Below are 24,476 nucleotides of genomic sequence, written 5' to 3' on the forward strand. Positions count from 1 at the left end.
GGGACATCTCTTTTTTAAAAGGAATTTGTAACAAATTGTAGAATATAAGGAGCTGAAAGGGTGTGATTACGATATTTATCGCTAAAAGAGAAAACGGTGAAAAAATTCATTTACTCTATAATTGTAATGAAGAGCTTTTGCGCCGTATGCGTCAACAAGAACGATTCTTTTGTGTAGCTTGCGGAAAGGAAGTGCAAATGAAATTAGGGAAACAAAAAAGTTGGCATTTTGCTCATAAAAAAGTGGATTCATGTCTTGCCTTTTATGAAGCGGAATCAAAGTATCATATGCATGGTAAAGAATTGTTATATAGATGGTTCAAACTTCAAAACTTTCAGGTGGATATAGAGTACTACCTCCCAGAAATTAAGCAACGACCAGATGTTTTTGTAGAGAGGGCGGGTAGAAAAATTGCAATTGAATACCAATGTGCAAACCTCGCTATAGAGCAGCTGTACAAAAGAACATATTCGTATTGGCAAGCTGGTATACAGGTCATTTGGATCGTTGGTGGAAATCAATTGAAAAAGCAATCTGCATATTGGATGAAATTTTCCTCACTTATGGCTTTCTCCTTACAATCTTATCCTCAGCCACTTCTTATTTTCTTCTGTCCGAAACAAAAATCATTTATGAAATGTGCATTTGTCACTCCCTTTTCTACAAATGTTTTTTTCTCACATACTATATATTTACCAACTGATGCGTCTACTTTTGAAATGCTTTTTTCTCCTGTTCCTTTCGGGAAAGAAAGATTGGGTGAAGAGTGGAAGAAGAGAAAGAAAAACTTTCGCCAAAATGCCTTACCGATTTGGAATTATAATTATAAGTCATTATTACGCCTCTTATATCAATTTAAATGTACCCCAGCGAGCTTTCCTTCTGAAATTGGTGTTCCACTCCCTTCTGCATTTGCTTTTCAAACAAACCCATTTATATGGCAAGCTTTTCTATATATGAAGTGTATAGGGGAGCTTGCAGTGGGAGAGTGTATTTCTCTTCAATACGTGTGTAGTTATGTAAAAAGGTATACGAAAAGGCGGATACTTCCGTACTTTTCGCAGCACATATGGAAAATGGCAGTTACTGAATATATGACATTTTTATGCTATATAGGTGTTTTACGTAAAGTGGGAACTTATACGTACCGAAAAATAAGGGATGCCGTGATGTTAAAAACAGAGGAGGAAATTATGAAACATGATGAGATTTGCTTAATACATGCGCTATCTTTATTTGAGGCAAATTTTAACATGAGAGGAGGAAAAGCGGATATAATAAAGAATGATTGTGAAGGAATTACATAAGAAAAAAACGAATTGTACTTAAGTAGAGATATTTAAAGGAGGGCTTAAAGAATGTCTGAACAAAACAAAGCGAAAGCATTACCAGATCGCAACGAGATTGAAGAAGCAAGTACGTGGCGATTAGAAGATATTTTCCAAACGGATGCAGAATGGGAAAAAGAATTCCAAGCTATTAAAGAGCTATTACCGAAGTTAACTGAATTTAAAGGGAAACTTGGTGACTCTGCGGACAATTTACTTGAGGCATTGCAATATGAAGATGAAATATCAATGCGATTAGGTAAGTTATATACATATGCTCATATGCGTTACGATCAAGATACAACAAACTCTGTATATCAAGCATTAAATGATCGTGCAACAAATTTATATTCACAAGTATCTAGTAGCACAGCGTATATTGTGCCTGAAATTTTATCGATTTCAGAAGATACATTGCAAACATTCTTGAAGGAAAATAGAGATTTAAGTGTATATGAACATGCATTAGAAGAAATTACACGTCAACGCCCGCACGTATTATCAGAAGCTGAGGAAGCTTTATTAGCGGAAGCATCTGAAGTAATGAGTTCATCAAGCAATACATTCGGTATGTTGAATAACGCGGATTTAAAATTTCCATCTATTAAAGGGGAAGACGGAGAAGAAATAGAAATTACACATGGCCGTTACATTCAGTTTTTAGAAAGTGATGATCCTCGTGTTCGCAAAGATGCATTTAAAGCTGTATATGAAACATACGGGAAATTTAAAAACACATTCGCAAGTACGTTAAGTGGAGCAGTAAAACGTAATAATTTCAATGCGCGTGTTCGTAAATATGATTCTGCTCGCCAAGCTGCACTGAGCAATAATAATATTCCGGAAGCAGTATACGATCAACTCGTTGAAACAGTAAATGACAACTTACATTTATTACACCGTTACATCGATATTCGTAAGCGTGCACTAGGACTTGATGAGCTTCATATGTATGATTTATATACACCACTTGTACCAGAAGTGAAAATGAATGTGAAATACGAAGAAGCGCAAGACCTTTTATTAAAATCTTTAAACGTACTTGGTGATGAATATGTTGATATTTTGAAAGAGGCATATGAAAATCGCTGGGTAGATGTGTATGAGAATAAAGGAAAACGAAGCGGGGCATATTCATCTGGTGCATATGGAACAAATCCGTATATTTTAATGAACTGGCATGATAATGTAAATAATTTATTTACACTTGCTCATGAGTTTGGTCATTCGGTGCATAGTTACTATACAAGAAAAACACAACCGCACGTATATGGTGATTATTCCATCTTCGTAGCAGAAGTGGCATCTACTTGTAATGAAGCACTTCTAAATGATTATTTATTAAAAACGACAGAAGATAAGAAAGAGCGTCTATATTTATTAAATCATTATTTAGAAGGGTTCCGTGGTACTGTATTCCGTCAAACGATGTTTGCAGAGTTTGAACATATTATTCATAAGAAAGTACAAGAAGGACATGCTGTTACGCCAGACATGTTAACGGAAATTTACTATGATTTAAATAAGAAATATTTCGGTGACGCTTTAGTAATCGACGAAGAGATTGGTTTAGAATGGTCTCGTATCCCACACTTCTACTACAACTATTACGTATATCAATACGCAACAGGATTTAGTGCAGCGACAGCTCTATCTAAACAGATTTTAGAAGAAGGACAACCAGCAGTAGAACGTTATATTAATGAGTTCTTAAAAGCAGGAAGCTCTGATTATCCAATTGAAGTGCTGAAAAAAGCAGGAGTAGATATGGCATCTCCTGAACCAGTAAAAGAGGCGCTACAAGTATTTGAAGAGAAATTAAATGAATTAGAAGCATTATTATTTGAAGAAAAGTAATGAAAAAAGACGAGGGATTGTATCCTCGTCTTTTTGTTGAATAGATTCAATGTCGATATTTGTCGGAGAGAAAGGTGAATTTCTTTGTTTTTCTAACTGAAAGGATAGTTTTACGACTGATTTTTAAAATTAAAACCCTTTGAATCGTTTTTTATAATTGAAATAAGAGAGAGTGATAACGATGATTCCGAATAAAAGAGGTAAGGCAATAATTTTAGGAAAAGCTTGTAGTAGAGAGAGGATGTACAAGAAAAAAGAAACGATGACAGCTAGAAAGAGAAGAGCAATATAAGATTTTTTCATAAATAAACCCCCTAAATGCCCTTTTTTATAGCTTATTCAAAAATGAAAACGTTTAGAATGTGACAAAAGTGTGAAATTCGACAAAAGGGGTTGTCATCTGACGTCGAATCTTGTAATATAATAAGCGTGAACGAATTCACATACAAACATATACCCCTTTGTTTGAACGTGAAAATTTCTCCCATCCCCTTTAATATTTTTATAAGCCGTAAAGAAGAAGACCTGGTGTTTACACCAGGTCTTCTTCTTTTGCTATCCATTTCCAATAACGTTCGCATTTTACTTCTATCATTTGTACTTTTCGTTTCAGTTGTAATTTTTTTAGTTCGCGTTCAATTTCTTGTTGCGGACAATCATAAATAAATGCTACTTCTTTTGAAGATATAAATTGTGTTGCTTCTAGTAACACTTCTAAAGGTGGTAATGGTTCTGGCTCAATTTCACATTTTACAAGTTCTTTCAATAATTGTACGTATACATCGTAGGAATAATTTCCAGCGATTTTAATACCTTCTTCATCTGAGTTCGCATGAAAAAAGACGAGGGAAGGTATTTCTGTAATATGCATTTCATTCGTGAATTTCAAGTCACACTGGAAAGCTTTTTTTGCACTAGCAGAATGTAGATCTTTTTTAAATTCTTCTACATCAATATTGCTATCTTTCGCACATGCAAGTAATAGTTCGCAGTCAGGGTTTGATACATTTTCAAGGAAAATGTATTCTTGGAGTTTTCGCAAAAACTTCGAACCTGCTTTTCGGCCTTGCAACTCCGCTGCCTTAATTGCCATCGAAACTAAATATGGTGTTGATGATGCTTCTTGCATATGTACCTTTCCATCACATGAAAAACCTTGTAAACTGGTTGTCTTTTCCCACACAAATCGAATATTAGCAGGTTTATTCCATTTGTGTGAGGAAGCGTTCGTTCCATCCACTTTTCCTGTTACGATATGACGAATAGAGAAGTATTTCCCGTATTCAAGCCATAGTTTAATAATAAAAGGCTCAATTTCCCAGCAATCTTTACAAAGTGGATCAATAAATAAATATGCTTCTACAGACTTATGCTCGCATGCGGAAGGAGATGGCATATTTATATGCTTTGCTTCCTGCTTATCCATTACACTTCACCTGTTTCGTTTGGAGTATTAACCATATGCTGAGCGGTTAATGCTAAACGTTCAAAAACAAACTCTCTTATATGACCATGAACTCCAGTATCATCCATTGCTTGCTCCATACATGATAGCCAAGCCTCTGCTCGTTTTGGAGTAATCTCAAACGGAAGATGGCGTGCCCTTAACATAGGATGACCATGTTCTTCAGTGTACAAATTAGGACCACCTAAATATTGTGTTAAAAATTGCTTCTGCTTCCTAGCGGTTTCTGTTAAATCTTCCGGGAAGATGGGAGATAAGTCAGGGTGTTTACTGACATAGGAATAAAATGTATCTACTAATATTGCAATGCATTGTTCACCGCCAATTCCTTCAAATGGTGTCATCGGTTGCTTGCTCATCCTTTATAAACTCCTTTTTCCATGAAATGTATATCTATTGTAGCAATGGAATGTTCGAGAGGGCAAATAAACAGCTTTCTCAAAGATTCTTTGCTTATTCTACGGGTGTAAACTTTTTTAGTGAGATGTATCCACTAGTGAAACATATTCACTAGTGGAATTTTCACTTTAGCGTGCTTTTTTTTGTTTGGCAAGGAAAAAGCGTTTTACTTTGTTATTTGTATGGCGAACAGGTATGTTATGTTGCGTTAATAAATGAATAAATGCAGCTTTTCCTGTTTCTTCATCTTGTACTTCAAATTCAATTTCATAATCATCGTGATTGTAATAGAAACTATGATCAAAGACAAGCGTTCCGCCTTTAAATAATGTTTCTGCTCTTTCTGTTGTTAAACTACCCATATATGTTAAAGCAGAAACAGGAATTTGTAATTTGTGTAATTGATCTACTACTGCTCCTTGAATGATTGTGTTTGTCTCCATCATCATTTTTGCTTCGTCTTCTGTTACGACTTGATGCGTTTCTAATAAACCGATTTCTGCAGGTTGTTTCAACGTTAACGTATAAGTTGCTCCTTTATGACGAATACGAAGTGCAGAGCCAGCTTCTTTTAACGAGAAGTCAGGTGTTTCAAAGTAGTGATTCACTTGTTTTGTAAATGCTTCAATAGAAAACGATTTACATAATGTATCGAATTCTTCTTTTGTAACGATATTTTTGAATTCAATTTCAATTTCTTGTGTCATTGTATAATCTCCTTTTGAAAAATAATTCTTTACACATTATCGCTTTTTCATAAATTTGGTTCAATGTTTTATTTGTTTGCGTCCATGTTATGATACAATAATACTGTTAAGTAAGACAGGAAGTTGAGATGGAGGAGTTAGAGCATGCAAAATAAAATCCAAGTTAAGAGCGTAGAAAAGAGAGAGAATGCTCTTATTTTTTGTGCGGAAAATAGTGAAATAGAGGTAAAGGAGTTAAGTGCGCGTAATCACGTACTTGTAGACTCAGACAATTTATCATTTTTATATATCTTAGAAAATGAATCATCTTTCATTTATGTAAGTATTCCGCACACATGCTGGGAAGCAATGCATGAAGCGATGAATAACGATGTGGTTATGTGCGTTCGCGTGAATGACATTGAAATGGAATTAGAAGGATTAAAAGAAGAAGTAGAATATTTAGTTGAAAATATTGAAGGTAATGCAAATTACGGAGAAGAATTAGTAACTGCTGTAGAAAAAGTATTTCTATAAGCAAATGGATTGATTTTGGTGGTGGTTGAAATGAATCGAAATTGGGAAGAATTTTTAGCACCTTACCACCAAGCGGTGGCAGAGCTAAAAGTGAAACTAAAAGGAATGCGTACTCAATTTGCAATGTTAACAGAGCATTCTCCAATTGAGTTTGTAACAGGAAGGGTAAAGTCGGTTGCAAGTATTATTGATAAAGCGGAGAAGAGAAATGTACCGCTAGACCGATTGAGAGAAGATATGCAGGATATTGCTGGGCTTAGAATGATGTGTCAATTTGTTGATGAGATTAAGCCTGTTGTAGAATATCTTCGAAAACGAAATGACTTTGAAATCGTGGAAGAACGTGATTATGTCACGCAAAAGAAAGATAGCGGTTATCGTTCTTATCATGTTGTCATTAGTTATCCTGTTCAAACGATTCAAGGTGAACAAAAAGTATTGGTAGAAATCCAAATACGCACGCTAGCAATGAACTTTTGGGCAACAATTGAGCATTCTTTAAATTATAAATATAGTGGACGTTTTCCTGAAGATATTAAAATACGATTGCAACGTGCAGCTGAAGCGGCGTTTTTATTAGATGAAGAAATGTCTTCTATTCGTCTTGAAATTCAAGAAGCGCAAAAGGCTTTTTCAAGAAAGCAAGAAACGAAAGATTCCGAATCATAAACTAAAGGGTGTTGGGCGATGAAATTTACAATTATGTCAAAGGGAGATCAATCATCAGATACACTGGCAAGCACGATGAAAGAGTACTTGCTAGATTTTGGATTTATAATGGATGAAAAGGAACCCGATATTGTAATTTCTGTTGGGGGAGATGGAACGCTTTTATATGCGTTTCATCGTTATTATAATCGATTGGATGAAACAGCATTTGTTGGTGTACATACAGGACATCTAGGTTTCTATGCAGATTGGTTACCGACAGAAGTAGAGAAATTAGTAATTGCGATTGCGAAAACACCATTCCAAGTGGTGGAATATCCGCTTTTAGAAGTTATTATTCGCTATGTGAATGGAAGTAAAGAGTCACAGTATTTAGCGATGAATGAGGCGACTGTAAAAAGTGCAGAAGGTACATTAGTAACAGAAGTAGAAATACGCGGAGAATATTTTGAAACATTCCGCGGAGATGGCCTTTGTATCTCTACTCCTTCAGGAAGTACCGCGTATAATAAAGCGCTTGGCGGAGCAATTATTCACCCATCTATTGAAGCGATTCAAATTGCAGAAATGGCGTCCATTAACAATCGTGTATTTCGTACTGTAGGATCGCCACTCGTATTGCCGAAGCATCATACATGTGTGTTAAAGCCAGCTGCAGGAATGAACTTACAAATTACAGTGGATCATTTAACGATGGTTCATCAAGATGTGAAATCAATCCAGTATCGCGTCGCAAACGAGAAAGTACGATTTGTTCGTTTCCGCCCATTCCCGTTCTGGAAACGAGTTCGTGACTCGTTTGTTGCAGATAAATAGAAAGGGTTATATATTTGAACAGATTTACATTGAAATGGGATATAGGGCCGGCTGAAGAGGGAACTTTAGTTAGGGAATTTTTGAAAACGAAAGGTATTTCTAAAGCCGCTTTAACGGATATAAAGTTTCATGGCGGAGCAATTGAAGTAAATGGTCAACATGCGAGTGTTCGTCATCAGTTGCGTGCTGGTGAAGAATTACGTGTCTTTTTTCCAGTGGAGGAAAGAAGTGAAGGGATGATGGCAGAAGATATTCCTTTATGCATTATATATGAAGATGACGCGGTTCTTATCATTAATAAAGAGGCGAATATGTCAACGATTCCGTCTAGAGAACATCCGGCAGGAAGTGTTGCCAATGCGCTGTTATCTCATTATGATAAGCAGCATCTTGCAAGTACAGTGCACATCGTAACACGTTTAGATCGTGATACTTCGGGGCTTATGCTTATTGCAAAAAATCGTTTCGTGCATCATCTTTTATCGAAGCAGCATCAACAAAAAGCTGTGAAACGAACGTATGAAGCAATTGTTCACGGAAAGATTGTAGAACGAGAAGGAATGATTGATGCACCAATTGGTCGAAAATCTGATAGCATTATTGAGCGAACGGTTTGTGAGGATGGACAAAGGGCAGTTACTCATTTTAAAGTAATTGATAGTACATATCATAAGACACATGTAGCGCTTGAGCTTGAGACAGGAAGAACGCATCAAATTCGTGTGCATATGGCTCATATAGGACATCCATTACTTGGTGATAGCTTATATGGAGGGAGAAGGGATGAAATGAAACGGCAAGCACTTCATAGTAAATCTTTGACGTTTTATCATCCTATTTTAGAGAAAGAGATGTCTTTCACTATAAAGCTTCCAAGCGATATGCAAGAAGTGTTGCGGCATACTTAAAAAGGGAACAAAATTCTTATATTATAAAGAATTTTGTTCCCTTTTTTCTTAGCGGAATAATATTAAAATTTGGTTTTCACCCGTCCGCTTTATAACGAAAAATCCACTTTCGGCTTTTGTAGCAATGCCATTGTCATTTGGAAGACAAAATCCATGTGCTTCGCAAGTGCCGTCATCACGTACTAACATTTGTCCAATTAATCCGACAGGAAGCCACTCGGCGCGATCTTTTCTTGCTACATATTTGCGAGTTGGATCCCATTCTGTATTTAAAAGAGGTTGTATTTCTTCTGTTTCCGTCCATACATATTGGCGTTTTCCAAAGTTATCTGTTTTATAGCGTTTTTGCCAACTTAAAGCCCCGCTATTTCCTATAAGTGCAGGGGTTGCACTAGATATTCCTAAAATGAATGAATCGTGTGAAGTAGCTATCCGAATTTTTTCTTCGCTACTAAATGTAACGAAATAACCGATATCAATAGGTTTATAGTCTTCTGTTTCAAACATTTGTGCAAAATCCGTTCCGCTTGCATTGTAAGACGCACCCTCAATGTACATTTCTCCATTATGGGCAAGCCATTTAGCCCCGATATTATGGTCGGTGTCGCTTACACCATTTGCAATAAACCAAGAATAAGCTTCTTCTGCAGTGCCGAAGCGCCCCATAATATGGCTACCTGCAAAATGAGCTGTTGATGTATGATGACCTTCCGCATGAGAAGAGGATCCGTTAGCGATAGTTGCGGTTCCTTCTGCGTGTGCAGCTTCGCCTAAAGCAATCGTCTGTTTACCCTCTGCATGAGAATAAGCTCCGCCTGCTGTCGTTTCGCTTCCCTCACTATGCGAACTATGTCCAGTTGCTTTTGAGTTTGATCCCTCTGCATGAGAGAAAGAACCTTTTGCGTGTGTTAATAAGCCTTCCGCATGTGCTGCCATGCCCTCCGCATGAGAGTGAAGCCCTTCCGCATATGCATATCGGCCGCCCCTTTTAACTTTTGTATTTTCAGGTGTAGGTGTCTCAATTATGAGTGGTTTTTCAGTTTGTATATCATTCGATGAAGCCAATGCCTCTTTTATTTTTTTTACTTTGTTTATAATAGCAGCTGGAATTTCTGGTTCCACTTTTTTATTTATTGCTACAGAAATATTTTCTTCCGTCTTTTCTTCTGTTTGATTAGAATGTATTACCTGTTCATCTTGATTTGAGAGCTGTTTATTTTTTTGTTGCATCTTTATTTTTCTGCGATCGATTATGCGGCTCATCACAGCATTTTCTAAAGAGACATATGTTGGTTTTACTTTGCTTTTTTTTGATGACTCTTGTTCTTCCAGTTCTTCTATCGCTGCAGCCCGAATACTACACCAGTTGTTAATTCCGTACATGGGCAGATATAAAGGGGGAAATTTTCTTTTTTGTTTAGAAGATTTTTTCTTCATTCTGTCACCTCCTGCGACATTATATGTAGTGTAATTAAAAAAAGATGCACTTTATTGCATCTTTTTTTAATTACTTTACCTAGTTTTATATGAGATCTGCCTAAATAATACGGTAATCTTTCGCTAAGTAAGGTAGTTATGAAATTGGACGGAATTTCTCAGCGACAAAAGGTAAAGAAGAAGGGACAGAGATAGTCTCCATTTCAGGATAACGTAATCCGGTTAATTTGCCACCAAATACAGCACCAGTATCAATATTGACTGTCTGATTGATGAATCGAGGTTCTGCTACTGGTGTATGTCCATATACAATCCAAGCTTGCCCCTTGTACTCTTGCGCCCAATCGCGACGGACAGGTGAGCCATCGGCATGCTTTTCTCCTGTAATATCGCCATATAATACAAAGGTTTGTACTTTTTTATCTCGTCTTCCTATGTAATCTTGCCGAATCCCAGCGTGACATACGATTACTCTTTTTTCATCTAGTATGTGGTAGAGCGGTGATTGTTCATAAAGAGTGATAAACTTTTCTTTTATAATGTTTTGCTTATGAGAAGGAAGTGCCTCATATTCAGCAACAGTTGTTTCAAGTCCGTGAGCGACTGTTACATTACGCCCAAGGAAAAATCGATATAGTTTATTACAGTGATTTCCAGGAGCGTAATAAGCTTCTTTTTTATGTATGACAAGTTCCCATACAATTTCAATCATACGTAATGAATGAGGACCACGGTCTGTAATATCGCCAACGAATGCAAGTTTACGTTGGTCAGGGTGAACCGGTAGACCGCTACTCCAGTTATATCCTAGCTTCTCTGTTAAATTTTGAAACTCTTGGAAGCATCCATGAATATCTCCTATAATGTCATATTTCATATTTAAACCTCCATCGTATTTTTCATTAGTATATCTAAAAAAGGATAGAGATAAAAATATAGCGTTTTTGTGTTGTTCATTTAAACATAAAGATTTTCGTTCTTGAGCGAACATTTAAAATGAATCCAATCGCAATCATGTATGTAAGCAGTGAACTTCCTCCGTAACTCATAAGAGGTAATGTTATCCCTGTAATGGGGAGTAATCCGATTGTCATCCCGATATTTTGGAATACTTGGAAAGTAAACATTCCGATTGTACCAGCGCAAATGTAACTACCGAAAGGGTCATTACTTTCTAAAGCAATATGAATCATTCGAAAAATGAGTAAGAAAAAAAGAGAAATAATGACACTTGCGCCTAGAAATCCAAATTGTTCAGCGACATTAGTGAAAATAAAATCTGTATGTGGTTCTGGAAAATATACTTGTCCATTTTCCCACCCTTTTCCTTGCATTTCTCCGGATCCAGTCGCTAAGAATGCTTGTCTTAATTGATAGCCTTGTGCATCATATTTGTAAGGTGCTAACCATCCGTAGAAGCGATTTAATTGATACTCTTTTAAAATGTGTGCTTTAAAGAAATCTGTGTGAGTAAAAAAAATATATATTAATGTAGATCCAGCAACGAAAGTACCTGAAACTAATCCAAAAATAAAACGCCATCGTATGCCAGAAACTAGTATCATTGCTGCAAGCATCGCTGAAATGACCATTGTGTTTCCTAAATCTGGTTCTTTTGCAATAAGTAGTAGTGGTGGCAAGCTTGTCGCAAATATTTTTCCAAGTAGTAAAAAATCGTCATGTATCGTTTGGGAAAAATATTTCTCATTATGATTTGCTATAATTCGTCCAATGACGATAATTAAAAACAATTTCATAATTTCAGAAGGCTGAAAATTTCCGATGCCTGGGAGCCTGTACCAAGCGGTAGCGCCTTTAATTGTAACGGCACCTGGTACTTGAAGTTCTAGTCCAATAAGTAGTACCATTGCAAAGCTGTACAAATACCAAGCAATTTTTTGATAACGATCGAAGTCGATAATCATAATAACACCAATGGCTATAAATCCAATGAAATACCATTGGATTTGCTTTAGTACAAAATTGACGTTTTGTAAAAATGGCGGTAAAGAGGCTTGCGCACTTGCAATAGCACAACAACTAACAATCCCAATGGCAAATAAAATAAATAGTAATACGTAGTCTATTTGATATTGAGAATTTGGATCTTTCAATGTAGGTATTCCTTTCTACTGCTCTTTATAGTAATGGATTTTATCCCGCATTAATGGGCAGTAAGACCCCCACCTCAAAATTCAGCGAAAGCGAAGAAGTTAGGTGGGGGATCAACTGCCCGTAAAAGCCCGATTGGTGAGAGCTGATTAAAGTTTCACTTTATAGTATGAGAAAGAATGTATGAACTATACGAATGATTCACATATAGTCCATACACTTTTAATTTTGCAGAGTAGTTTAATTGTTTAGCTCTTTAATAATTATATCCAAACAATGAGAGAGACGTACATGTGCGTCAGGAAAAATATCTAGTTGATGAAGATAGTATTTTAAGGAACTTTTACACCATTGGTAAGCACTAAGTAGAGCTGCTCTATAGTCCGTAGTATTTTGTAAAAAGCCATATTCTTTTGCTGTTATAACAAGGTGTGTGAAATCTTCACAACCTTGAAGGAGCTTATTGTGTATTTGTTGTCCAGCATGGTAGCGAAATTGACTTAAAGGCTCAGAAATGTATATTGCATTTCCTTTAGAAAGTAAAGAAATCCATGAGGCCATATCAACACTACAAGAATATTGTCGCTCTTTAAGGGTGCCAAAAGGTTCAGTGAGCAATTCCTTTCGGAACAAAGTAGTTGTAGGCTCACCGATAATGTTGTGTCCGCCCTTTAACATCCAATTACCTAAAAATATCCCGTTTAATGGGGTGTCTTCACTATATAACCTTTGTGTTGGATGGGAATCACCTATTAGATTTCCATGATCATCAATGCGTACTCGATAAGAAGTAACAAGAGCAAGATTTTTATTGGGATCTTGCTCAAAATAGGTCATCATTTTTTGTATTTTATGCTTATAAAACACGTCATCGTCCATTAAAAAATTTATATACTCACCATTTGATTTTTCTATGAGCATAAGGTCATTGTGAAATTGTCCTAGAGTAGGGGTATTTCGAATGTATGTTATATTTTTATAATTTGGTAAGTATTGTTCGCGTATTAAAGTTGCTGTTTCATCATTTGTACTATCATCTCCGATGATGATTTCAATATTTGAATAAGTTTGTGCCAATGCACTTTCTAGAGCAATTTTGAAATAATGAGGCCGATTATAAGTAGGAATAAGGATGGAAACGAGAGGTGGATTTTTTTCATTCATCATACATAACTTCCTTTCAGAAGCTTTTTTTTGTAAGAACAATATCTTGGTAACTTGTATATTCATGTCTGCCGCACCATAAACCGTAATGCGGCTTATTGATTATTTCTAGGTCGTACTTATTCAATAGATTGCAAATATCTGTCTCAGGATAAGCAACTGCGAAATTCGGAATATCTTTATTTACAACGTAGCAATTTTCGATTCGATGATAAAAACCTAATGTACTTTGTCCTGCATTTAAATAATAGGACGATTCAGGGTTTATAAGAAAGAATGTAATGAAACATCTCCCGTCTTTTTTTAATACACGTACAATTTCAGATACGTAATGTTCTAATTCTTTTGGGAGAAGATGTGTAAATACAGAAGTTAAAAAGATAAAATCGAATGTTCCGTCTTCATAGGGAAAACGATATTGAGAGGCATCTTCTTTTCCTTCCGGATTATAGAATTGATTGTATATGTCAACATGTTCAAAGTGAAAATTATTACGCATAGTTGAAATGTTATTTTGACACCAAGTAATTCCATCTTTAAACAAATCAAATCCATAATACGCTCCATCATCATTTAAGTAATTCATTAATGGTACAGCCATTCGGCCGACACCGCAGCCTACATCTAATACTTTTTCATTTGATTTTAAAGCACCAATTTGAATAAAATGCTTTAGGAACTCTTTTCCAACCTTTTTGAAGTCGCCACCTACATATTGGACGAGTTCAGGAGGGGGGAGTAAAGTCATTTCTTTGTTAAGTTCACTCATGAGTATACCCCTTTCTTGTATGAGAAGATGCAGTAAATCTATTAATAAAATTTTCAATTTGTAGTGAGAGAATACAGGAAAACAATTGTTATATGTAAGGAGATTCCGAAAAAGAATACTTAATTGGATTAGAAGTGAGAGAAGAATGAGTGAAAATGGAATCTCCTATAGATTAAATCTTTTTTTATTCTTTTCTCCAATAAACGCCAAATACATCAATTTTAGTAATAGGGGCTTTTAAATTTCGTTGGATTCTAAAGTCTGTCACAGCCTCAGCGCATGGCGGTAGCCCGTAGTCATCGATAATTATATAGCCACCTTTAGAAACTTTATCATATAAGTTCACGAGACCATCCATTGTGGATTCGTACATATCACCATCAAGCCGTGCAATTGCTATTTTTTCAATTGGTGCTGTTGGTAAAGTATCTTTAAACCAACCTTTTAAAAATTTCACTTGATCATTTAGTAAATCATATTTTTTGAAATTCTCTTGTACTTGTTCTAAAGAGACGCGTAAGTAATCGAATGTGTGTAAATAATCACCGTAATCTTTTGGATATTGTTCTAGATTCGGTGCTGGCAAACCTTCAAATGAATCTGCAACCCACACATTACGATCCGTAATGTTGTTTGCTTGTAAAAAACCATTCATAAAAATGCATGATCCTCCGCGCCATACACCTGTTTCAATAAAATCACCTTCTATATTTTCACGAACAACGGTTTCCATCGCCTCTTGTAATTGGTTCATACGTTCTCGACCAATCATGCTATGTGCTGCTCTTGGCCAATCCATTCCATCATGACGTTCACTTTTAGAAACATTTGGTTTTACAATTTTTAAGTTATGGTTTTCAGCATATTGCTTAATGAATAAAGGGAGAGGGACTGTAACTGGTTCGAATTCTAGTTCTTTTGAAATATGTAGAGATGCGGGTAAGTATGCCTCATATTCTAACCATATTTCAAATAAAATGGTCTTCTTTAGCAATTCGAGATAAAGCTGAACAGCAGATTTACTTTCCATATTTGTGCCTCCTGCAAAATGTCATACAACAATATGATTATGTAGATAGCGAATGTTTCATGATTGAATTTGAAATTGAAAAAGCAGTAAAACTGATATCAGTTTTACTGCTAAGTAAAAAATTAAGCGATTTTTTCAATAATAATAGATGCATTTGTACCAAGAGCTAATGATAGCCCAAGTCCTGTAACGATTACTTCAACTAATGATGGAGTTGTCGTAATTTGCGTAATTGCTTGAACAACGATAGGTGCTCCAACTGAGATTAAAGTAGCCCCAGTACCTGGTACAGATACCCCATTTACTTGGATTGTAAGCCCCCCTAATACACTTATTGCCGCAGTATATACGATAACAGTGATTTTATAGAATCCAGTTTCAGCAATAACGAAAGTATCAGCATCTAATTGAGAAATTGCTGTACCAAACTGAGATCCAACAGTATTAAATGGTACTGGAGCATTTAGTCCAAGATCTAAAGAAATTCCAGCGGAGTTAAATGCATACAATCCTGCTGGAAGTCCTAGTCCGGATGGTCCAGTCGGTCCAGTCGGTCCAGTCGGTCCAGTAGCCCCAGTCGGTCCAGTAGCTCCAGTAGCTCCAGTGTCACCAGTCGGCCCTGTAGGTCCAGTAGCCCCAGTGTCACCAGTCGGCCCCGTAGGTCCAGTAGCCCCAGTGTCACCAGTCGGCCCCGTAGGTCCAGTAGCCCCAGTGTCACCAGTCGGCCCCGTAGGTCCAGTAGCCCCAGTGCCACCAGTCGGCCCCGTAGGTCCAGTCGGCCCCGTAGGTCCAGTTGGTCCAGTTGGCCCGGTAGGTACAGTCGGCCCTGTAGGTCCAGTCGGTCCAGTCGGCCCGGTCGGCCCAGTCGGAAGGGTAAACGGTGGTATCGGTGGTAATGTTGGTCCTACAAGATTAGGGTCAAATGCACTAGCTGATAAAGATTCATCGGGATTTAATCCATTTGAATAATTATTATTTGACATAAATTCACCTCCATAAAGCGTTCATTATATAGTAGATGCAAAACCGAAAGAAAATGACACGGACATTTGAATTATTGAAAAGAAATCTTAAACTACTTGAACAATTTAAAAAAATGGAAAGTTTAGTATATGTATAACATATGATTGATTTGGAAGAGGGTGATTATGTTGAACAAGCAAGGAATTACAATTAGTTTATGTATGATTGTTCGAGATGAGGAGGAGACAATAGCCCGTTGTTTAGAAACAGTTGAAAAAATTGTGGATGAAATTATAGTAGTTGATACAGGTTCCGTCGATCGAACGAAAGAAATCGTAGAGAAATATACTTCTAACATATATGATTTCCAGTGGATTGATGATTTTGCAGCAGCAAGAAATTTTTCTTTTTCAAAAGCGACGCAAGAGTATATATTGTGGCTAGATGCAGATGATGTCTTATTAGAAGATGCTCAAGAAGCATTGAAACTTTTAAAAAGAGAATTAGATCCTAAAATTGATGCTGTTTCGATGCCTTATCACCTTGCAATGGATTCTAACGGGAAACCTTTATATTGTACAAAAAGAAATCGACTTGTAAAGCGTGAAAAACAATTTCAATGGTTTGGAAAGGTTCATGAGTATTTAGCTATTTCTGGTGAGGTTTTTAGTAGTAATGTTGCTATTACACATAAAAAAGAAAAAAAAGTAACAAATCGTAATTTGAAAATTTTTCAAAATACTGTAGCGGCAGGTGAAGAATTAAGTCCGAGAGATTTATTTTATTACGCAAATGAATCTACAGATAACCAAAAATATGATGATGCAGTTCTTCTATATGAAACATTTCTTAATCAAGACGAAGGATGGTATGAAGAGAAAATTTATGCATGTGGTAAGTTAGGAGATTGCTATGCAAAGCTCGGAATGTGGGAGAAGGCAATCGAATCTTGTGTGAAGTCGTTTCGGTATGACGTCCCTAGAGGAGAGAATTGTACAAGAATAGGATATATATATATGGAACAAGAAAAATATAATGAAGCGATATTTTGGTTTAAACTTGCTACGGAAGTACCAATGGCAACGGAAAGTCCTTTCCATAGTCCAGCTAGCTACACATGGCTACCCTATTTACAAATGTGTATTTGTTATAGCAGGTTAGGGGAGCAGGATAAAGCGTATTATTACAATGAATTAGCAGCTTCTTATGTTCCGAATAATGCTGCAATTGAATATAACCGTAAATATTTTCGGGGAGTTTTTGATAAACCATATAAAGTGTAATAGGTTTCGTTTTTTAGAAATGATTTATCGCTATTCTAACTCTAATAGATTGGTTATATATTAGAGTATCAGTAACGTAACCAATATAAATAAAAGATTTTATACTGCTATTTGCGGGCTAATAATCATTGGGGGATGAACAAAATCTGCACTTTATAGAATTCATATGAGATTTATATTTCTAATTCAATTTGCATAAGGAGTGTGTGAAATGAATCGCGAAAAAAGTTCTTTATATGAAGAAAAATCCGAGCATTATTATAATGCAGCGAATCCGAATTTATTAAAGCATATAAAAAAGGAATGGAAAGAAGTTCTTGATATTGGTTGTTCGAGCGGTGCATTGGGAGCAGCTATTAAAGAAAACGGTACACGTGTATCAGGAATAGAGGCATTTCCAGAGGCGGCAGAAAAAGCGAAGGAAAGACTAGATCATGTTATTTTAGGGGATATAGAAAAAATAGATCTTCCTTATGAGGAGGGGCAATTTGATTGCGTCCTATTTGGGGATGTATTAGAGCATTTATTTGATCCGTGGGCTGTGATTGAAAAGGTTAAGCCATATATAAAGCAAAATGGTGTGATTTTAGCAAGTATACCAAACGTTGCTCATATTTCAGTATTAGCTCCCTTACTTGCTGGAAATTGGACGTATACAGAATATGGTTTATTAGATAAAACACATATTCGTTTCTTTACATTCAATGAAATGCTAAGAATGTTTTTAAAAGCAGGATATTCAATTAGTAAAGTAGATCGTGTATATGTTGATCATAAAATGTATGAACCGCTTATTGAGGAGCTATATGGAATTTGTAAAAAATATCGTCTTGGAAGTGGCTTCATGGCTGAGACAGTTGTATTTCAGTATATTATTGAAGCTGAAAAATCACAATTATGAGTGCTGCAGACAAAACAATATTATTTGTTACATGTATAAATGATCGGAAATTGTATGCAAACTGCGTGCGACATATATTGCAATTGTTAGTACCGCCAGGGTATATTGTCCAATTCATGCCGATTCGAAATGCGAAAAGTATGACGAGTGGATACAATCAAGCCATTTCGCATCCAGCGAAGTATAAAGTGTATTTACATCAAGATGTTTTTATTATAAATAGGGCTTTTTTATATGGATTACTTCAATTATTTGAGGAACATGAACACCTTGGGATGATCGGGATGGTTGGAGCGCAATATGTTCCTCCGACTGGTGTATGGAACGAAGGGCGTGGCATTGTAGGAAAAGTCATTGGTTATATGAATGATTTGTTTTATATGGCAAGTTTAGAACAACCGTATCATGAATCAAAAACATTTATTCCTGTAGAATGTATTGATGGTTTATTAATGGCGACACAATATGATGTTCCGTGGCGAGAAGACTTATTTGACGGATTTGATTTTTATGATGTATCTCAATCATTTGAATTTAGAAAAGCAGGATATACAGTCGGTGTACCTGTACAGCGCGATGCTTGGTGTATCCATTATCATTTTGATGTGAATATGACGAACTATGAAAAGTATCGGAAAATATTTGTGGAACACTATATGTCAGATGTAAATAAGGAAGAATAAAAGGGGGGACAAAAATGAAAGATCATACAATATTAGTCGTTGTTTGTGTAAATAATGAGGAGCTTTTCAAACAATGTGAGAGCCAAATAAGAAACATTTTTGTTCCCCCAGGTTATGTCGTGCAAATTTTTCCGATACGAGATGCACAAAGTATGGCAAGTGCATACAACCGAGCCCTTTCATATCCAGCGAAATACAAAGTATATATACATCAAGATACATATCTTATTAATCGAGACATGTTTTCTACACTTATATCTCTTTTTAAAGAAAATGAAAAGCTTGGTTTAATAGGAGTCGCTGGGGCTCAGTTTTTACCGAATAACGGGATATGGTGGGAAGGAAAAAATTTAGTAGGGAAAGTGATTGAGTATAGAAGACGGAATTATCAATTATTAAATTTAGATCAGGTTTTTTATGGTAATCAACCATTTTTGTCAGTTCAGGCAATTGATGGCTTATTCATGGCAACGCAGTATGATATTCCGTGGCGAGAAGATTTGTTTCAAGGGTTTCACTTTTATGATGTGTCACAGTCTTTAGAGTTTCAAAGGGCTGGTTATTTAATTGGTATCCCAAATCAAGCAAATTTATGGTGTATTCATTACAACGGGGATGAGTTTGATGCGGATACATATGAGAAGTACCGGAAAGTGTTTGTAGAACATTACAAAGATATATTATCTCCATCATAAAGGAGAGATGCAAAGTGAAAGGGATTATTTTAGCAGGTGGTACTGGATCGAGATTATATCCAATAACGAAAGTAACGAATAAACATTTACTTCCTGTTGGTCGGTATCCGATGATTTATCATGCGGTATATAAGTTAAAACAATGTGATATTACAGATATTATGATTATTACAGGTAAAGAGCATATGGGGGATGTTGTTAGCTTTTTAGGAAGTGGTCATGAATTTGGAGTATCCTTTACGTATCGTGTGCAAGATAAAGCGGGCGGGATCGCACAGGCGTTAGGGCTTTGTGAAGATTTCGTCGGGAATGATCGTATGGTAGTTATATTAGGGGATAATATTTTTTCAGATGATATTCTTCCGTATGTTGAAGAGTTTGCAAATCAAGAAGAAGGTGCGAAAGTGCTATTGCAATCTGTAGAAGATCCCGAAAGATTTGGCGTAGCACATATTCAAAACCGAAAAATAGTTGAAATTGAAGAAAAGCCGAAAGAGCCGAAAAGTTCTTATGCGGTTACGGGAATTTATTTGTATGATTCGAAAGTCTTTTCTTATATTAAAGAATTAAAACCTTCTGCGCGGGGAGAACTTGAAATTACAGATATAAATAATTGGTATTTAAAACGAGGGGTACTTACTTATAATGAAATGAGCGGTTGGTGGACTGATGCGGGAACTCATGCTTCGCTTCAAAAGGCGAATACGTTAGCGCGTGATATTAATTTTGGGAAACAGTTTAACGGAGAATAGGTGAGAATATGAAAGTTGTAGAAACAAATTTTACCGATGCAAAATTGTTAGAACCGAGGTTGTTTGGAGACGAGCGTGGCTTTTTTTCAGAGAGTTATAATAAGCAGGTGCTAGAAACATTAGGGATAACGTATTCATTTGTACAGGATAACGTATCTTATTCGGCTAAGGCAGGAACGATTCGGGGACTACACTTTCAAAAAAAACCGAAAGCACAAACGAAACTCATTCAAGTTATGCAAGGGGCAATTTATGATGTTATCGTTGATTTACGAAAAAAATCACCAACATTTAAACAATGGAAAGGATATATTTTAAGTGCAGATAACCATCGGCAATTACTAGTGCCAAAAGGGTTTGCGCATGGATTTTGCACGCTTGTTCCGCATACTATCGTTATGTATAAAGTAGATGAATATTATAGCGCAGAGCATGACTCAGGATTACTTTGGGAAGATAAAGATTTAGCAATTCCTTGGCCAGTAACTGATCCTATATTGTCTGATAAGGATCAGATATTACCATTACTAGAGGAATATGAAGATAGTTTTTAAGTAGGAGCGTTGTTTATGAATATATTAGTAACAGGTGGGGCTGGATTTATTGGAAGTAATTTCGTTCATTACATGCTACAAAGTTATGAAACTTATAAAATTATTAATTACGATGCGCTAACATATAGCGGGAATTTAAATAACGTAAAATCTCTTCAGAATCACCCGAATTACTCTTTTGTAAAAGGAGAAATTCAAAATGGAGAGCTATTAGAACATGTTATAAAAGAGCGGGACGTACAAGTGATTGTAAATTTTGCAGCTGAATCACATGTGGACCGTAGTATTGAAAATCCGATCCCTTTTTATGATACAAATGTAATTGGGACGGTCACTTTATTAGAACTAGTTAAAAAATATTCGCATATAAAACTTGTGCAAGTGTCAACAGATGAAGTGTATGGCTCTTTAGGAAAAACAGGGAAGTTTACAGAGAAAACACCGTTAGCTCCAAATAGTCCATATTCTTCAAGTAAGGCGAGCGCGGACATGATAGCTCTATCTTACTATAAAACATATCAATTACCGGTTATAGTAACGCGTTGTTCTAACAATTATGGGCCGTACCAGTATCCCGAGAAATTAATTCCATTAATGATTACGAATGCACTAGAAGGAAAAAAATTACCGCTATATGGTGATGGTTTAAATGTAAGAGATTGGTTACATGTAACGGATCATTGCAGTGCGATTGACGTTGTTTTGCATAAGGGACGTGTAGGAGAAGTATATAATATAGGTGGAAATAATGAAAAAACAAATGTAGAAGTTGTGGAACAAATTATTAATCTTTTAGGAAAAACAAAAAAAGAAATTAAATATGTTACAGATCGTTTAGGGCACGATCGTCGTTATGCGATTGATGCAGAGAAAATGAAGAATGAATTTGATTGGGAACCGAAATATACGTTTGAACAAGGATTACAAGAGACGGTGAAATGGTATGAAAAGAATAAGGAATGGTGGAAACCACTAAAAGACCAGTAAGGGGCATGTTAAATGAAAGAGAGGGTTATCATAACAGGAGCAAACGGTCAATTAGGAAAGCAACTATTTGAAGAGTTAGACTCTGAAGAATATGATATATATCCATTTGATAAAAAATTATTAGATGTGACAAATATATCCCGAATACAACAAGTGGTACAAGAAATAAAACCACATATAATTATTCATTGTGCTGCCTATACGAAAGTAGATCATGCGGAGAAAGAACAGGATCTTGCATATAGAATAAATGCAATCGGAGCTCGAAATGTAGCGGTTGCTTCACAATTAGTAGGGGCAAAGCTAGTTTATATTAGTACTGATTATGTATTTCAAGGCGCCAGACCAGATGGATACGACGAATTTCATAGTCCAGCGCCGATAAATATATATGGGGCCTCTAAGTATGCGGGGGAGCAGTTCGTCAAAGAGTTACATAATAAATATTTTATCGTTCGCACATCGTGGCTATATGGTAAATATGGGAATAATTTCGTGAAAACGATGATGCGATTAGGAAAAGAAAGAGATGAAATATCTGTTGTAGCGGATCAAATTGGCTCTCCTACGTATGTGGCGGATTTGAATATGGTTATTAATAAGCTCATTCATACTTCTTTATACGGTACATACCACGTATCAAACAGAGGTTCATGCTCTTGGTTTGAATTTGCACAAAAGATATTTTTGTACGCCAATATGAAAGTGAATGTATTACCTGTTTCAACGGAAGAATTCGGGGCTGCGGCTGCGAGGCCCAAATATTCTATTTTTCAACATAACATGCTAAGATTAAATGGTTTTTCACAAATGTCGTCTTGGGAAGAAGGATTAGAGCGTTTTTTTATAGAAACCAAAAGTCATTAACAAATTTCTGTTAATGACTTTTTTGTTTGCCTTTAAGCGGTTTTATGGTACTATAATTATAGTATCAGGTACTAATAACAAGTATAAGTATTTCTGGGAGGATATATCATGGAACTATTACAAGGGAAAACATTTGTTGTTATGGGCGTTGCGAACCAAAGAAGTATTGCATGGGGAATTGCTCGCTCTTTGCATAATGCAGGTGCAAAATTAATATTCACATATGCAGGAGAACGTTTAGAAAGAAACGTTCGTGAATTAGCGGACACATTAGAAGGACAAGAATCACTTGTATTACCTTGTGATGTAACGAATGATGAGGAACTTAAAGCTTGCTTTGAAACAATTAAACAAGAAGTAGGTACTATTCACGGTGTAGCACATTGTATTGCTTTTGCAAATCGCGATGACTTAAAAGGTGAATTTGTAGATACTTCTCGCGATGGATTTTTACTTGCACAAAATATTAGTGCATTCTCTTTAACAGCTGTAGCAAGAGAAGCGAAGAAAGTAATGACAGAAGGCGGAAATATTTTAACGTTAACATACCTTGGTGGCGAGCGCGTTGTGAAAAATTATAACGTTATGGGTGTTGCGAAAGCTTCATTAGAAGCGAGCGTGAAATATTTAGCGAACGATTTAGGTCAACACGGTATTCGTGTTAACGCTATTTCTGCAGGACCAATTCGTACGTTATCTGCAAAAGGCGTAGGCGATTTCAACTCAATCTTAAGAGAAATTGAGGAGCGCGCACCACTTCGTCGTACAACAACGCAAGAAGAAGTTGGCGATACAGCAGTATTCCTATTCAGTGATTTAGCACGCGGTATAACAGGAGAAAACATTCATGTTGATTCAGGGTATCATATCCTAGGATAAATATAATATTAATTTTTAAAGGACAATCTCTAAATGCTGAGATTGTCCTTTTATTTGTTCTGAGAAAGAACGATTTTTAACGAAAGTTCTTGCCACGTGATGAATATAACTATAATAGTACACGATTTATTCAGCTACGTATGGAAGTGGGAGGGACGAGTGTGAAGAATAAAAATAAAAGTTCAACAGTTGGAAAACCGTTGTTATATATTGCGCAAGTAAGTTTAGAACTTGCTGCACCGAAAATAAAAAGGATTATTCTGACAAACTTTGAAAATGAAGATCAAAAAGAGCAAAGTAATAAACAAGAAAATATTGTAAGCGGTGCTGTGGAAGAGGTAATAGAACAAGAACAACAAGAAGAGCAGCAAGTGGAAGAAAAAATAGAAGAAGAGGAAAAAGAAGAACACGCAGAACAAGAAGAGCAAGAACAAGAACCAGTAAGAACCGTCCCACATAATAAATCATTTAAGGATATGAATAATGATGAAAAAATTCATTTTTTACTAAACCGCCCTCATTATATTCCGAAAGTAAGGTGCAGAATAAAAACAGCTACAGTTTCTTATGTTGGATCGATCATATCGTATCGTAATGGCATTGTATCTATTATGCCGCAAAATAGTATGAGAGATATTAGGTTGTCTATAGATGATATCCAATCGATTAGTATGGCCGGCTTTTAAATATGTAAAGGTGGTAGAAACTTTCTACCACCCCAATAGTTTTTTAGTT

The 24,476-nt window shown here is 36.1% G+C and carries 27 protein-coding genes; 16 read left to right on the top strand and 11 right to left on the bottom strand.

Annotation, left to right across the window (positions count from 1 at the left end; all coding sequences use genetic code 11):
• The first annotated feature begins 62 nt into the window (after nt 1–62).
• Both ACTFN4_RS07000 and pepF read left to right on the top strand, forming a co-directional pair.
• Entirely contained in the window at nt 63–1,307 is a 1,245-nt protein-coding gene (locus tag ACTFN4_RS07000) for a competence protein CoiA (protein ID WP_439962171.1), read from the top strand.
• Between the two features lie 51 nt (nt 1,308–1,358).
• Nucleotides 1,359–3,185, top strand: coding sequence for an oligoendopeptidase F (gene pepF / locus ACTFN4_RS07005; RefSeq protein ID WP_000003348.1), 1,827 nt, complete (start codon nt 1,359–1,361; stop codon nt 3,183–3,185).
• Nucleotides 3,186–3,314: 129 nt separating this feature from the next.
• Here the strand turns inward: pepF and ACTFN4_RS07010 are convergent, their stop codons facing one another.
• The 4 genes from ACTFN4_RS07010 to ACTFN4_RS07025 form a co-directional block, all read right to left on the bottom strand.
• A complete protein-coding gene (locus ACTFN4_RS07010; RefSeq protein WP_000750355.1) occupies nt 3,315–3,488 on the bottom strand; it encodes a hypothetical protein in 174 nt (57 codons plus the stop codon).
• 229 nt (nt 3,489–3,717) lie between these two features.
• Nucleotides 3,718–4,611, bottom strand: a complete 894-nt coding sequence (locus ACTFN4_RS07015; RefSeq protein WP_000360644.1) for a ClpXP adapter SpxH family protein — start codon at nt 4,609–4,611, stop codon at nt 3,718–3,720.
• A complete protein-coding gene (locus ACTFN4_RS07020) occupies nt 4,611–5,009 on the bottom strand; it encodes a globin domain-containing protein (RefSeq protein ID WP_000043390.1) in 399 nt (132 codons plus the stop codon). The genes ACTFN4_RS07015 and ACTFN4_RS07020 overlap by 1 nt, the downstream gene beginning before the upstream one ends.
• Nucleotides 5,010–5,177: 168 nt before the next feature.
• Nucleotides 5,178–5,756, bottom strand: a complete 579-nt coding sequence (locus ACTFN4_RS07025; RefSeq protein WP_000191116.1) for a CYTH domain-containing protein — start codon at nt 5,754–5,756, stop codon at nt 5,178–5,180.
• A 144-nt stretch (nt 5,757–5,900) separates the two neighbouring features.
• Here ACTFN4_RS07025 and ACTFN4_RS07030 point away from each other — a divergent pair, with 144 nt between their 5' ends.
• The 4 genes from ACTFN4_RS07030 to ACTFN4_RS07045 are packed head-to-tail and all read left to right on the top strand — an operon-like array spanning nt 5,901 to nt 8,665.
• Nucleotides 5,901–6,272 carry a hypothetical protein gene (locus tag ACTFN4_RS07030; protein WP_439962172.1) on the top strand — a complete coding sequence of 124 codons (372 nt, stop codon included), beginning with the start codon at nt 5,901–5,903 and terminating at the stop codon, nt 6,270–6,272.
• Nucleotides 6,273–6,302: 30 nt separating this feature from the next.
• Complete coding sequence (locus tag ACTFN4_RS07035; protein ID WP_001081482.1) at nt 6,303–6,941, top strand: GTP pyrophosphokinase; 639 nt, start codon at nt 6,303–6,305, stop codon at nt 6,939–6,941.
• Nucleotides 6,942–6,959: 18 nt separating this feature from the next.
• Complete coding sequence (locus ACTFN4_RS07040) at nt 6,960–7,757, top strand: NAD kinase (protein ID WP_000673190.1); 798 nt, start codon at nt 6,960–6,962, stop codon at nt 7,755–7,757.
• Nucleotides 7,758–7,771: 14 nt separating this feature from the next.
• Complete coding sequence (locus ACTFN4_RS07045) at nt 7,772–8,665, top strand: RluA family pseudouridine synthase (RefSeq protein ID WP_001079136.1); 894 nt, start codon at nt 7,772–7,774, stop codon at nt 8,663–8,665.
• 48 nt (nt 8,666–8,713) lie between these two features.
• Here the strand turns inward: ACTFN4_RS07045 and ACTFN4_RS07050 are convergent, their stop codons facing one another.
• The 7 genes from ACTFN4_RS07050 to ACTFN4_RS07080 form a co-directional block, all read right to left on the bottom strand.
• Entirely contained in the window at nt 8,714–10,102 is a 1,389-nt protein-coding gene (locus tag ACTFN4_RS07050; RefSeq protein ID WP_439962173.1) for a peptidase G2 autoproteolytic cleavage domain-containing protein, read from the bottom strand.
• 136 nt (nt 10,103–10,238) lie between these two features.
• Nucleotides 10,239–10,979 carry a bis(5'-nucleosyl)-tetraphosphatase PrpE gene (gene prpE / locus ACTFN4_RS07055; protein ID WP_000872697.1) on the bottom strand — a complete coding sequence of 247 codons (741 nt, stop codon included), beginning with the start codon at nt 10,977–10,979 and terminating at the stop codon, nt 10,239–10,241.
• Between the two features lie 76 nt (nt 10,980–11,055).
• Nucleotides 11,056–12,216: an FtsW/RodA/SpoVE family cell cycle protein gene (locus ACTFN4_RS07060; RefSeq protein ID WP_000654702.1), complete on the bottom strand. Its 1,161-nt coding sequence runs from the start codon at nt 12,214–12,216 to the stop codon at nt 11,056–11,058.
• A gap of 238 nt (nt 12,217–12,454) precedes the next feature.
• On the bottom strand, nt 12,455–13,381 hold the full coding sequence (locus tag ACTFN4_RS07065) for a glycosyltransferase family 2 protein (RefSeq protein ID WP_000980807.1): 927 nt from the start codon (nt 13,379–13,381) through the stop codon (nt 12,455–12,457).
• A 13-nt stretch (nt 13,382–13,394) separates the two neighbouring features.
• The gene (locus ACTFN4_RS07070) at nt 13,395–14,147 is read right to left on the bottom strand and encodes a class I SAM-dependent methyltransferase (protein WP_001292842.1); all 753 of its coding nucleotides are present in this window, start codon (nt 14,145–14,147) and stop codon (nt 13,395–13,397) included.
• Nucleotides 14,148–14,331: 184 nt separating this feature from the next.
• Nucleotides 14,332–15,177, bottom strand: coding sequence for a TylF/MycF family methyltransferase (locus ACTFN4_RS07075; RefSeq protein WP_439962174.1), 846 nt, complete (start codon nt 15,175–15,177; stop codon nt 14,332–14,334).
• Nucleotides 15,178–15,299: 122 nt separating this feature from the next.
• Complete coding sequence (locus tag ACTFN4_RS07080) at nt 15,300–16,160, bottom strand: BclA C-terminal domain-containing protein (protein ID WP_439962175.1); 861 nt, start codon at nt 16,158–16,160, stop codon at nt 15,300–15,302.
• Nucleotides 16,161–16,325: 165 nt separating this feature from the next.
• On the opposite strand from ACTFN4_RS07080, the gene ACTFN4_RS07085 reads away from it, so the two are divergent.
• From ACTFN4_RS07085 to ACTFN4_RS07130, 10 genes are all read left to right on the top strand, one after another.
• Nucleotides 16,326–17,423: a glycosyltransferase gene (locus tag ACTFN4_RS07085; RefSeq protein WP_000932913.1), complete on the top strand. Its 1,098-nt coding sequence runs from the start codon at nt 16,326–16,328 to the stop codon at nt 17,421–17,423.
• A 211-nt stretch (nt 17,424–17,634) separates the two neighbouring features.
• Complete coding sequence (locus ACTFN4_RS07090; RefSeq protein WP_001078432.1) at nt 17,635–18,324, top strand: class I SAM-dependent methyltransferase; 690 nt, start codon at nt 17,635–17,637, stop codon at nt 18,322–18,324.
• The gene (locus ACTFN4_RS07095; RefSeq protein ID WP_001271184.1) at nt 18,321–19,007 is read left to right on the top strand and encodes a glycosyltransferase family protein; all 687 of its coding nucleotides are present in this window, start codon (nt 18,321–18,323) and stop codon (nt 19,005–19,007) included. The genes ACTFN4_RS07090 and ACTFN4_RS07095 overlap by 4 nt, the downstream gene beginning before the upstream one ends.
• 14 nt (nt 19,008–19,021) lie before the next feature.
• The gene (locus tag ACTFN4_RS07100) at nt 19,022–19,702 is read left to right on the top strand and encodes a glycosyltransferase family protein (RefSeq protein ID WP_000651527.1); all 681 of its coding nucleotides are present in this window, start codon (nt 19,022–19,024) and stop codon (nt 19,700–19,702) included.
• A gap of 14 nt (nt 19,703–19,716) precedes the next feature.
• Nucleotides 19,717–20,454, top strand: coding sequence for a sugar phosphate nucleotidyltransferase (locus tag ACTFN4_RS07105; RefSeq protein ID WP_000676156.1), 738 nt, complete (start codon nt 19,717–19,719; stop codon nt 20,452–20,454).
• A gap of 8 nt (nt 20,455–20,462) precedes the next feature.
• Nucleotides 20,463–21,008: a dTDP-4-dehydrorhamnose 3,5-epimerase gene (gene rfbC, locus ACTFN4_RS07110; RefSeq protein WP_000869415.1), complete on the top strand. Its 546-nt coding sequence runs from the start codon at nt 20,463–20,465 to the stop codon at nt 21,006–21,008.
• A 15-nt stretch (nt 21,009–21,023) separates the two neighbouring features.
• The gene (gene rfbB, locus ACTFN4_RS07115; protein WP_033695711.1) at nt 21,024–21,995 is read left to right on the top strand and encodes a dTDP-glucose 4,6-dehydratase; all 972 of its coding nucleotides are present in this window, start codon (nt 21,024–21,026) and stop codon (nt 21,993–21,995) included.
• A 12-nt stretch (nt 21,996–22,007) separates the two neighbouring features.
• The gene (rfbD, locus tag ACTFN4_RS07120) at nt 22,008–22,862 is read left to right on the top strand and encodes a dTDP-4-dehydrorhamnose reductase (RefSeq protein ID WP_033695712.1); all 855 of its coding nucleotides are present in this window, start codon (nt 22,008–22,010) and stop codon (nt 22,860–22,862) included.
• A 108-nt stretch (nt 22,863–22,970) separates the two neighbouring features.
• Nucleotides 22,971–23,741, top strand: coding sequence for an enoyl-ACP reductase FabI (gene fabI, locus ACTFN4_RS07125; RefSeq protein WP_439962176.1), 771 nt, complete (start codon nt 22,971–22,973; stop codon nt 23,739–23,741).
• A 140-nt stretch (nt 23,742–23,881) separates the two neighbouring features.
• Entirely contained in the window at nt 23,882–24,427 is a 546-nt protein-coding gene (locus ACTFN4_RS07130; RefSeq protein WP_078214848.1) for a spore coat CotO family protein, read from the top strand.
• Nucleotides 24,428–24,476: the final 49 nt, after the last annotated feature.

Origin of the sequence: Bacillus cereus group sp. MYBK95-2 (assembly GCF_051915225.1) — a bacterium.
Classification (GTDB): domain Bacteria; phylum Bacillota; class Bacilli; order Bacillales; family Bacillaceae_G; genus Bacillus_A; species Bacillus_A cereus.

Excerpts from the sequence above, each read along its gene's own strand:
- pepF (WP_000003348.1), top strand. The coding sequence starts at position 1,359 with ATGTCTGAACAAAACAAAGCGAAAGCATTACCAGATCGCAACGAGATT.
- ACTFN4_RS07010 (WP_000750355.1), bottom strand. The coding sequence starts at position 3,488 with ATGAAAAAATCTTATATTGCTCTTCTCTTTCTAGCTGTCATCGTTTCT.
- ACTFN4_RS07015 (WP_000360644.1), bottom strand. The coding sequence starts at position 4,611 with ATGGATAAGCAGGAAGCAAAGCATATAAATATGCCATCTCCTTCCGCA.
- ACTFN4_RS07020 (WP_000043390.1), bottom strand. The coding sequence starts at position 5,009 with ATGAGCAAGCAACCGATGACACCATTTGAAGGAATTGGCGGTGAACAA.
- ACTFN4_RS07025 (WP_000191116.1), bottom strand. The coding sequence starts at position 5,756 with ATGACACAAGAAATTGAAATTGAATTCAAAAATATCGTTACAAAAGAA.
- ACTFN4_RS07030 (WP_439962172.1), top strand. The coding sequence starts at position 5,901 with ATGCAAAATAAAATCCAAGTTAAGAGCGTAGAAAAGAGAGAGAATGCT.
- ACTFN4_RS07035 (WP_001081482.1), top strand. The coding sequence starts at position 6,303 with ATGAATCGAAATTGGGAAGAATTTTTAGCACCTTACCACCAAGCGGTG.
- ACTFN4_RS07040 (WP_000673190.1), top strand. The coding sequence starts at position 6,960 with ATGAAATTTACAATTATGTCAAAGGGAGATCAATCATCAGATACACTG.
- ACTFN4_RS07050 (WP_439962173.1), bottom strand. The coding sequence starts at position 10,102 with ATGAAGAAAAAATCTTCTAAACAAAAAAGAAAATTTCCCCCTTTATAT.
- prpE (WP_000872697.1), bottom strand. The coding sequence starts at position 10,979 with ATGAAATATGACATTATAGGAGATATTCATGGATGCTTCCAAGAGTTT.
- ACTFN4_RS07065 (WP_000980807.1), bottom strand. The coding sequence starts at position 13,381 with ATGATGAATGAAAAAAATCCACCTCTCGTTTCCATCCTTATTCCTACT.
- ACTFN4_RS07070 (WP_001292842.1), bottom strand. The coding sequence starts at position 14,147 with ATGAGTGAACTTAACAAAGAAATGACTTTACTCCCCCCTCCTGAACTC.
- ACTFN4_RS07075 (WP_439962174.1), bottom strand. The coding sequence starts at position 15,177 with ATGGAAAGTAAATCTGCTGTTCAGCTTTATCTCGAATTGCTAAAGAAG.
- ACTFN4_RS07080 (WP_439962175.1), bottom strand. The coding sequence starts at position 16,160 with ATGTCAAATAATAATTATTCAAATGGATTAAATCCCGATGAATCTTTA.
- ACTFN4_RS07085 (WP_000932913.1), top strand. The coding sequence starts at position 16,326 with ATGTTGAACAAGCAAGGAATTACAATTAGTTTATGTATGATTGTTCGA.
- ACTFN4_RS07090 (WP_001078432.1), top strand. The coding sequence starts at position 17,635 with ATGAATCGCGAAAAAAGTTCTTTATATGAAGAAAAATCCGAGCATTAT.
- ACTFN4_RS07095 (WP_001271184.1), top strand. The coding sequence starts at position 18,321 with ATGAGTGCTGCAGACAAAACAATATTATTTGTTACATGTATAAATGAT.
- ACTFN4_RS07100 (WP_000651527.1), top strand. The coding sequence starts at position 19,022 with ATGAAAGATCATACAATATTAGTCGTTGTTTGTGTAAATAATGAGGAG.
- rfbC (WP_000869415.1), top strand. The coding sequence starts at position 20,463 with ATGAAAGTTGTAGAAACAAATTTTACCGATGCAAAATTGTTAGAACCG.
- rfbB (WP_033695711.1), top strand. The coding sequence starts at position 21,024 with ATGAATATATTAGTAACAGGTGGGGCTGGATTTATTGGAAGTAATTTC.
- rfbD (WP_033695712.1), top strand. The coding sequence starts at position 22,008 with ATGAAAGAGAGGGTTATCATAACAGGAGCAAACGGTCAATTAGGAAAG.
- fabI (WP_439962176.1), top strand. The coding sequence starts at position 22,971 with ATGGAACTATTACAAGGGAAAACATTTGTTGTTATGGGCGTTGCGAAC.
- ACTFN4_RS07130 (WP_078214848.1), top strand. The coding sequence starts at position 23,882 with ATGGAAGTGGGAGGGACGAGTGTGAAGAATAAAAATAAAAGTTCAACA.